Genomic DNA, 902 nt, shown 5'->3' on the forward strand with positions numbered 1-902 from the left:
CGTTCCCAGCAAGCGCGGGTACCGCCGTTGGCCTGCCCCCCCGGGTGGCGGGGGCATCAGACCACCATGCGCTGCCTGCCGGGACGCACTCGCCCGGCAGGTCCGTCCTCGCCGTCACTCGCGGTGTCAGAACGGGATGTCGTCGTCGAAATCGTCCTGCGGCGGCTCCGGCTGACGGCCGCCGCCGCCACCGTAGCCCCCGTCACCGCCCTGGGGCTCGGGCCGCGGGCCGCCTCCGCCGCCGCCACCACCGGTGGTACGGGTATCGAGCATCTGCATCTCGCGCGCCACCACCTCCGTGGTGTAGCGGTCCTGACCGTCCTGCCCCTGCCATTTGCGGGTCTGGAGCTGGCCCTCGATGTAGACCTTAGAGCCCTTGCGCAGGTACTCCCCGGCGATCTCTGCCAGGCGGTTGAAGAACACGACGCGGTGCCAGTCCGTGCGCTCCTGGCGATCGCCGCTCTGGCGATCCCGCCACTGCTCGGTGGTCGCGACCCGGATGTTGGTGACCGCGCTGCCCGAGGGCGCGTAACGCACCTCCGGATCCGCCCCAAGATTGCCGATCAGGATGACCTTGTTGACCGAGCCGCTTGCCATTATTCCCTCTCCGCGAATTTCCGACGTGATGGCCTGTCCGTGGCCGTTGAAGACAGGCCGTCACTGTACCTGATTTACCTCTGCCAAGGGAGGCGCGCACACCTGGCTGCCCCCATCCCGTACGAGCCGGGGTAAACCAATTACGCCGGCCGCGGGGCAGTATCCGGGGCCGAGGGGCCCCTGCGGCGTACCGCGGCACCTGACAAATTTGCATAAAAAAACCCCCGAGCCATTAATGGCCGGGGGTTTAGGGATAAGAGCCTGGCGATGACCTACTTTCGCACCACAGCGAGGCGGCACTATCA

At 67.4% G+C, this 902-nt stretch carries 1 protein-coding gene; it reads right to left on the reverse strand.

Annotated features, from left to right (window positions below; all coding sequences use genetic code 11):
- Positions 1 to 126: 126 nt before the first annotated feature.
- Positions 127 to 597 carry a single-stranded DNA-binding protein gene (gene ssb / locus G7A99_RS21670; RefSeq protein ID WP_018717616.1) on the reverse strand — a complete coding sequence of 157 codons (471 nt, stop codon included), beginning with the start codon at positions 595 to 597 and terminating at the stop codon, positions 127 to 129.
- Positions 598 to 902 lie beyond the last annotated feature (305 nt).

This window comes from Arhodomonas sp. KWT (genome assembly GCF_010993615.1).